Raw genomic sequence first — 7,359 nt, 5'->3', positions numbered from 1 at the left:
CAGCTACCTTAATTGTAGATAAGATTGGATTAGGTGTCTAAAGGATTAAGGGGGCTTAAAAGAATCCTACCCCTTTATCATCGGATATCACGCATATATAATCGATTCCGCCCCATCCAACCCCTCCAGCCCGATCAGAAGAAGCTCTTTTCCTACTGCGAATAATACTTCTGAACCCGAAACATTCCCTTGGCTTAATAACCCGTTTGATATTATAATAAAATGACAATTGTAAAAATTAACTATAGAGAGTTTTTCTGACTACGGGGGTCCATCAGATGAGGAATATTTTTTCTTTTTTAAAGCCGTATAAGTTGTTTATTGCGGTGGCATATACAATGACATTTATTGAATTGATGGTGGAGCTGCTTCTGCCGTTTTTTCTTGGAAAGATGATTAATAACGGGGTTATGAATAAGGACCTGGAGAATATCGTGATGTGGGGTTCGATTATGATTGGGCTTGCGTTTACCGGTTTTGTCGCTGGTATTATAAACTCCTTTTTTGCATCGCATACGAGTTTCAGTTTCGCCTATGATATCCGGGAGAAACTGTTCCATAAGATCCAGTCGTTTTCGTTTGCGAATCTGAATCAGTATCCGACATCAGGTCTGGTGACACTATTCACCAATGATGTGCGTCAGATTCAGAATACAATTTTTATGGCACTTCGGATTATGACCAAGGCGCCGTTGATTGTGATTGGCGGCGTGGTAATGGCGTTTATCGTGAATCCGAGGCTTGCGATTATTTTCTTGATTACGGTGCCGCTCCTGGTCGCGTTCATTCTATGGGTACTTAAAGTAGCATCCAAAATGTTCGATAAGGTGCAGAAGAACGTGGATAACGTGAACCGTGTTATGCAGGAAAACCTTGCCGGGATGCGGCTGATCAAAGCATTCCTCCGCCGGAATCATGAGGAGAACCGTTTTATTTCCGCCAACAGCAATCTGGCGAACACCACAAGACGAACGTTCCGCTTCATTGAAACCTCGATGCCGATTCTCCTGTTTGTGATGAACCTGAGTCTGATATTTATTCTATGGTACGGAAATTCGCTGGCGGTGGCCGGTGAGACATCGGTCGGTGACGTGGTGGCGATCGTTAACTATGCGCTCCGTGTTTCGATGGCGATTTCGATGTTTACCTTCATTATAATGGGATTCTCACGTGCGAAAGCATCCGCTGAAAGGCTTGATGAAGTCATGCAAGTTGAAGTGGACCTTGTCGACCATGCGAGCGCCAGAGATAAGGCTGCGGTCCGGGAAGGAAAGATTGAGTTTGATCGTGTTTCTTTTTCCTATCCAAATCACGATGAGAAGGTACTCGACGAGGTTTCGTTTACCGTTGACGGGGGCGAGGAGCTTGCGATCATCGGTGCAACAGGGTCTGGGAAGACGTCGTTATTTCAACTAATCCCACGCCTATATAATACAACGGACGGAGATATTTATATTGATGAAGAACCGATTACTTCCTATACATTGGAGCAATTGCGCCGGAGTATTGGCTACGTGCCGCAGACTCCCCTGCTTTTCAGTGGATCGATTATCGATAATATTGCATGGGGTAAGGAAAATGCATCCAAGGAGGAAGTCGTTCAGGCGGCCAAGGATGCGCAGATTCATGACACGATTATGGAACTTCCGGAGCAATATGAAACGCGAATTGGCCAGAAAGGTGTCAATCTTTCCGGTGGTCAGAAGCAGCGTCTATCAATCGCCAGGGCGCTGATCCGCAGGCCGAAAATCCTGATGCTTGATGACAGTACGAGTGCGCTGGACCTTGCGACCGAATCACGGCTACTTGATGCGATTCATCAGGACGATTGTACAACGCTGATTATTACGCAGAAAATATCAACCGCGATAAGCGCGGACCGGATTCTTTTAATGGATTACGGCGAGGTGCTAGCGGTTGGTACGCATGAAGAGCTGCTTGACGAGTCCGGTCTGTATCGCCGGATTGTCGAATCGCAGTTTGGAGAGGAGTATTCCAATGCCAATTAATGATATAAAAAAACCTTTCCAATACGAAAAAATTCCGCTCGAAAATATTAAGGATTATAAAAAGAAGGATAAAGCGCGTAACACGGCTGGGACAGTAAAACGGATTTGGTCATATCTTGCCCGCGAAAAGCTGATGCTGACGCTTGTTATTCTGATGGTGGTCGCAAGCTCGGCCTTGAGTCTGCTTGGACCGTATATGGTCGGGATGGCGATCGATGACTATATCGTTAAGCAAGATCCATCTGGGCTTGGCATGCTGCTCGTTTGGCTGATTGTAGTTTATCTTGGACATTCGCTATCGATTTTTTTACAGAACTACTGGATGGTCGGAATCGCGCAGAACACGGTTTATTCATTAAGGGAGAACTTGTTCCATCAGTTCCACCGCCTCCCTATTTCCTATTTTGACAAACGGCAGCACGGTGAGCTGATGAGCCGGATTACCAATGACATCGATAACGTCAACAATACACTAAACCAGTCGGTTATCCAGATTTTCGCCAGTATCCTGACACTGATTGGAACGGTTGTCGTTATGCTATCGCTCAGTCCCCTACTGACCGTTGTTACGATGATAATCATCCCTCTCATGTTTATCGGGATGCGTTGGATTACACGAAGGACCGGTCCGTTATATAAACTCCAGCAAAAAGATCTTGGTGAGCTAAACGGCTATGTCGAGGAGACAGTGTCAGGACAGCATGTCGTCAAAACGTATTCCCAGGAAAAGCGAGTTATTGGTGAGTTTAAGGAACGCAACGCGAAGCTCCAGCACACCGGTTTCTGGGCGATGACGATTTCCGGGTTTATACCTAAGGTCATGAACATGCTGAACTTTTTAAGCTTTGGTCTTATTGCTTTAGTTGGTGGTATTCTTGCGATTAACGAGATGATCACGGTCGGTGTCATTGTTATTTTCACCGAATATGCACGGCAGTTCACCCGCCCGCTGAACGAACTTTCAAACCAGTTCAACATTCTTTTATCTGCGGTGGCTGGCGCTGAGCGTGTATTTAACGTAATTGATGAAGAACAGGAAGAAACGGATGAAGGCAAGGCCCGTGAGCTAGTAGAAACCCGCGGCCATGTGAAGTTTGATGATGTGCGGTTCGGCTATGAAGATACTCCTATCTTAAAAGGAATAAACTTTGAAGCTGAACCGGGTGAAACGGTAGCGTTTGTCGGACATACCGGTGCTGGGAAAACAACGATCATTAACCTGATTTCCCGATTCTATAATTATGATGCGGGAAAAATAACGCTGGATGATGTCGATATTAAGGACATTAAACGGTCAAGCCTACGTAGACATATGGCGTTCGTTCTTCAGGACACATTTCTTTTTTACGGAACGATCCGGGAAAATATCCGCTATGGACGTTTGGATGCAACCGATGAGGAAATCCTGGAGGCAGCAAAAAATGCGAACGCACATGAGTTTATTACAAGGCTCCCGGGCGGGTACGACACCATTCTGGACCAGGACGGAAGCGGCATCAGTCAAGGGCAGAAACAGCTGATTACTATTGCCCGGGCAATATTGGCTAATCCGTCAATCCTTATTCTGGATGAGGCGACTAGCAATATTGATACAGTGACCGAGCTGAAGATTCAGGATGCGCTTAAGCACCTGATGGACGGCCGGACCAGCTTTGTGATTGCTCACCGGCTGAACACAATTCAGGAAGCTGATAAAATTATTATGCTTGAGCACGGCGAAATCATTGAGCAGGGTTCACACGAGTCGCTGATTGCCCAGCGTGGTCGATACTATGGATTGTATAAAGGACAGCTCAAGGAGCATGCTTAGGTATTTTGTTGGAAAAATGATAAACTGTATATGAAACGGTTTTATTTTACATTAATTAGGGAAAATCATAGCACATATGTAAATGAGGTGTTGAGAATCGGACGCAAAGGAACAATGATTGATAAAGAAATCGAAAGCAAGTATCTGAATGAAACGATGACATTAAAAATCTATCAACCGGAGTCGTTTTCCGACCTTTACAAGTATCACATCTGTATTATGCAGGACGGAAATGATTACTACCAGCTTGGACGTGCGGCAACATTAAGTGACCGGCTGCACGATAGTAAAGAGATCCATAATACGGTGTTTGTCGGCATTCATTACCAGGATAAATATGACCGTCGGAAAAAATATCATCCAAGCGGTGAACAGAATGGCGCGTACACGAAGTTTCTAGTCAATGAAGTGGTACCATTTCTTGATGACTTGCTCCCCACCTATCATATGGGCCAATCCCGTGCGCTGATGGGTGACTCGCTTGCCGGGACGCTGGCACTTATGACTGCGATGAAATATCCGCACACATTCGGTAAGGTCATCATGCAGTCGCCATATGTGGATGACACAGTTCTTGATGCAGTAAAGGAAGCCAAGGATATACATTCGATTGATGTTTACCATACTATTGGAACATATGAATCAGCGGTTGATACAACTGACGGTCAGACGCTTGATTTTGTAGAACCGAATCGGGAGTTGCATAAACTTCTCGATGAAAAAGGTTCCAGTTATAGGTATCATGAACTTGAGGACGGCGAGCACACCTGGAAGTATTGGCAGAAGGATTTGAAGCGTGCACTCGTGAGTACATTTAGCTAATTGTTGCCAATTTCTGAAAATACCCTTTCTATCTTACGCTAACTTTTGTATAATTGAAGATACACTAATAAACGTTGTAATCATAAAACTACACTAAATCAGGAGGTTTTATTATGAATTATGGTATTGCAATATTTCCGTCAAAACCTGTTCAGGACGAGATCAACTCGTACAGAAAGCGTTATGACCCGCATTATGCGACGATTCCTCCTCATCTGACATTGAAAGAATCATTTGAAGCAGACAACGATCGAATTGCTGAGCTTATTCCGGAATTACGGAATATCGCGAGCGAATCGGAGCCTTTCGAGATCGAGGTCAACAAGGTAAGCACATTCTCACCGGTGACTAATACTATTTATCTGAAGGTCGAGCCAATTAAACCGCTTGATGATTTGTATGAGAAAATGCATTCTGGCAAGTTTCCGAAAAACATGGAGTACAATTTTGTACCCCACATCACAATCGCGCAAAAACTTTCACATGATGAATACTCGGATATTTTCGGTAGTCTTCAGATGAAGGATGTCAGTTTCCGAGACACTATCGACCGCTTTCATCTGCTTTACCAGCTTGAGAACGGAATCTGGACGGTTTATGAGTCCTTTGTGTTTGGGCAGGATAAATAATGGAAATCAAGGTAGTCGAAATGAATGAAGAAAAGCAAGACTCTTACAAGGTGCGGACTGCGGTGTTTGTGGATGAGCAGAACGTACCTCCAGAGCATGAATTAGATGAGCACGACGAGGGAGCAATCCACCTGGTCGGATATGAAAATGACACTCCAGTCGCCGCAAGTCGTGTCCGATTCCTGAATGACTACGGAAAACTGGAGCGAATTTGCGTACTGAAGGAGCATCGCGGCAAGCATTTTGGTGTTGAGATGATTGAGAAAATGGAAGACGTCATCCAACGTGCGGGATATTCAAAAGCCAAACTGAATGCCCAGGATCATGCAATTGCGTTTTATGAGCGGCTGAATTACCGCCCAGTGTCGGATGTATTCATGGATGCTGGCATTCCCCACGTTACCATGATAAAAGAGTTATAACAGAAACGGCAGTTCATCGAAGGGCGGACTGTCGTTTTTATGTATGCTTTTTTTTATAAAGGATATCCTAACACTTGAATGTTAGGAGGTCTCTGAATGGAGAACATGCTGCCAATTCTGGTGGAAACGTTAGTCGGTTTCACTTCCCTTCTTCTATTGACAAAGGTTCTTGGAAAAACACAAATCACCCAGTTGACCGCATTTGACTTCGTGGCCGCCCTTGTGCTCGGTGAACTGGTCGGTAATGCGCTGTTTGATGATCAGGCGGGCGTTTTTGAAATAATTTATGCTGTATTTATTTGGGGCGTTATTCTATATGTAACAGAGATTGTTACCCAGAAATTTAAAGGTACACGAAATATCCTGGAAGGTAAGCCATCGATAATTATCCATCAGGGAAAACTCGACCGTGAGGAAATGCGGAGAAGTAAACTCGATATTAATCAGCTTCAGCATCTTCTTCGTGCAAAAGATGCTTTTTCCATTCAGGAGGTCGAGTATGCGGTATTGGAGACGGATGGTTCGGTTTCCGTTTTGAAAAAACACCAGGAAAAGCAGCCAACCAACGGCGATATGAACATCCCTCCTTCCCCTGTCCGAATGCCAATGACCATTATCAATGACGGTGAAATTCTCTGGGATAATCTGAAAGAAGCAAAGCTCACAGAAGAATGGGTTTACCAGGAACTGAAGCGCCAGAATGTCCCTTCGATTAATGATGTTTTTTTCGCCGAGTGGGTTGACGGAGCTGATCGCCTGTTTATTGTTCCTACGAGGTATGAAAATCCTTAGGGCTAATCACATAAAAATGTGCTCAACAACCGGTTGCCATTCGGTCGATTGAGCACTTTTCCTGTTTCTTCATACGATAAAATTGTAGTTCTTGCCTTTTCCGGTCAGGTCGGCGTAAATTTTTTCCCGGGCAGGATCCTGGGCAGCATCTGCCTCCCTGCCTTCCGATTCACCTGCAGGCACGGTGTCCCCGGTACGGCGGTACTTGTCTTCCTCATCAGTATCCTCTTCTTGTTCCCAGTCGCCATATTCGAGCATGACCTTGTATGGTCCCTCAATATAAAACGGGTTTCTCTTTTCCTGAATATCACGGTTCTGGTAATCGCTGTATTGATAATGTGGTATTGGCAGTATGTAGCCCATAACAGACCCTCCCTCATCATTTTTTACAGTATATGTTTAAATATATTCGACGATTCAGTTATCTTTATATACCCTTTCCAACAAATAATACTCCACTTTTTTAAAAAATAGGCCAAAAGAAATAGACAGCCATGTTATAGCTGTCTGAAATGATCCCGGTCTATTTTTCTAGCTTTCCGAACTGCTTGAGCTTTCATCATCACGGCCACGTCGTTTCCTTTCATCACGTGCCCCCTGTACACCGCGACGACCATGTCGCTTGCGTTCATCACGAGCACCTTCTACATCGTCACGCCCATGTCGCCTGCGTTCATCTTGAGCGCCTTCTACATCGCCACGCCCATGTCGCCTGCGTTCATCTTGAGCGCCTTCTACATCGCCACGGCGACCAGGATGTGGCCTTCTTGGACCTGGGCCAGGCCGTTCGATGTAAACGTTGTCCGCCTGTATAACTAGATCTTTGACATGAATAACTTTACGTTTATCAGACATTTTTACACTCCTTTATAGAA

8 protein-coding genes are annotated in these 7,359 nt (G+C 44.8%); 6 read left to right on the top strand and 2 right to left on the bottom strand.

Annotation, left to right across the window (positions count from 1 at the left end; genetic code table 11):
* Nucleotides 1-278: 278 nt before the first annotated feature.
* From ACFO3D_RS14260 to ACFO3D_RS14235, 6 genes are all read left to right on the top strand, one after another.
* Nucleotides 279-2,009, top strand: coding sequence for an ABC transporter ATP-binding protein (locus ACFO3D_RS14260; protein WP_390297324.1), 1,731 nt, complete (start codon nucleotides 279-281; stop codon nucleotides 2,007-2,009).
* A complete protein-coding gene (locus ACFO3D_RS14255; RefSeq protein WP_390297321.1) occupies nucleotides 1,999-3,819 on the top strand; it encodes an ABC transporter ATP-binding protein in 1,821 nt (606 codons plus the stop codon). The genes ACFO3D_RS14260 and ACFO3D_RS14255 overlap by 11 nt, the downstream gene beginning before the upstream one ends.
* Before the next feature lie 96 nt (nucleotides 3,820-3,915).
* Nucleotides 3,916-4,641, top strand: coding sequence for an alpha/beta hydrolase (locus ACFO3D_RS14250; RefSeq protein ID WP_390297357.1), 726 nt, complete (start codon nucleotides 3,916-3,918; stop codon nucleotides 4,639-4,641).
* Between the two features lie 113 nt (nucleotides 4,642-4,754).
* Nucleotides 4,755-5,270, top strand: a complete 516-nt coding sequence (locus tag ACFO3D_RS14245; protein ID WP_390297319.1) for a YjcG family protein — start codon at nucleotides 4,755-4,757, stop codon at nucleotides 5,268-5,270.
* Nucleotides 5,270-5,692, top strand: coding sequence for a GNAT family N-acetyltransferase (locus ACFO3D_RS14240; RefSeq protein WP_390297315.1), 423 nt, complete (start codon nucleotides 5,270-5,272; stop codon nucleotides 5,690-5,692). Before ACFO3D_RS14245 ends, ACFO3D_RS14240 begins: the two co-directional genes overlap by 1 nt.
* A gap of 96 nt (nucleotides 5,693-5,788) precedes the next feature.
* Entirely contained in the window at nucleotides 5,789-6,484 is a 696-nt protein-coding gene (locus ACFO3D_RS14235) for a DUF421 domain-containing protein (RefSeq protein ID WP_390297312.1), read from the top strand.
* 69 nt (nucleotides 6,485-6,553) lie between these two features.
* Here ACFO3D_RS14235 and ACFO3D_RS14230 read toward each other — a convergent pair whose 3' ends face one another.
* The gene (locus ACFO3D_RS14230) at nucleotides 6,554-6,847 is read right to left on the bottom strand and encodes a hypothetical protein (protein ID WP_390297309.1); all 294 of its coding nucleotides are present in this window, start codon (nucleotides 6,845-6,847) and stop codon (nucleotides 6,554-6,556) included.
* Nucleotides 6,848-7,015: 168 nt separating this feature from the next.
* A complete protein-coding gene (locus tag ACFO3D_RS14225; protein WP_390297306.1) occupies nucleotides 7,016-7,339 on the bottom strand; it encodes a hypothetical protein in 324 nt (107 codons plus the stop codon).
* Between the last annotated feature and the right edge of the window lie 20 nt (nucleotides 7,340-7,359).

It is taken from the genome of Virgibacillus kekensis (genome assembly GCF_042654125.1).
Taxonomy (GTDB): domain Bacteria; phylum Bacillota; class Bacilli; order Bacillales; family Amphibacillaceae; genus Lentibacillus; species Lentibacillus kekensis.
The sequence above is the reverse complement of the archived record's forward strand: the minus strand, read 5'-3'. Positions and strand labels throughout refer to the sequence as shown.

What these genes read in the sequence shown, in the direction of transcription:
- ACFO3D_RS14235 (WP_390297312.1), top strand. Translation starts at nt 5,789, where the DNA reads ATGGAGAACATGCTGCCAATTCTGGTGGAAACGTTAGTCGGTTTCACT.
- ACFO3D_RS14260 (WP_390297324.1), top strand. Translation starts at nt 279, where the DNA reads ATGAGGAATATTTTTTCTTTTTTAAAGCCGTATAAGTTGTTTATTGCG.
- ACFO3D_RS14225 (WP_390297306.1), bottom strand. Translation starts at nt 7,339, where the DNA reads ATGTCTGATAAACGTAAAGTTATTCATGTCAAAGATCTAGTTATACAG.
- ACFO3D_RS14255 (WP_390297321.1), top strand. Translation starts at nt 1,999, where the DNA reads ATGCCAATTAATGATATAAAAAAACCTTTCCAATACGAAAAAATTCCG.
- ACFO3D_RS14245 (WP_390297319.1), top strand. Translation starts at nt 4,755, where the DNA reads ATGAATTATGGTATTGCAATATTTCCGTCAAAACCTGTTCAGGACGAG.
- ACFO3D_RS14240 (WP_390297315.1), top strand. Translation starts at nt 5,270, where the DNA reads ATGGAAATCAAGGTAGTCGAAATGAATGAAGAAAAGCAAGACTCTTAC.
- ACFO3D_RS14230 (WP_390297309.1), bottom strand. Translation starts at nt 6,847, where the DNA reads ATGGGCTACATACTGCCAATACCACATTATCAATACAGCGATTACCAG.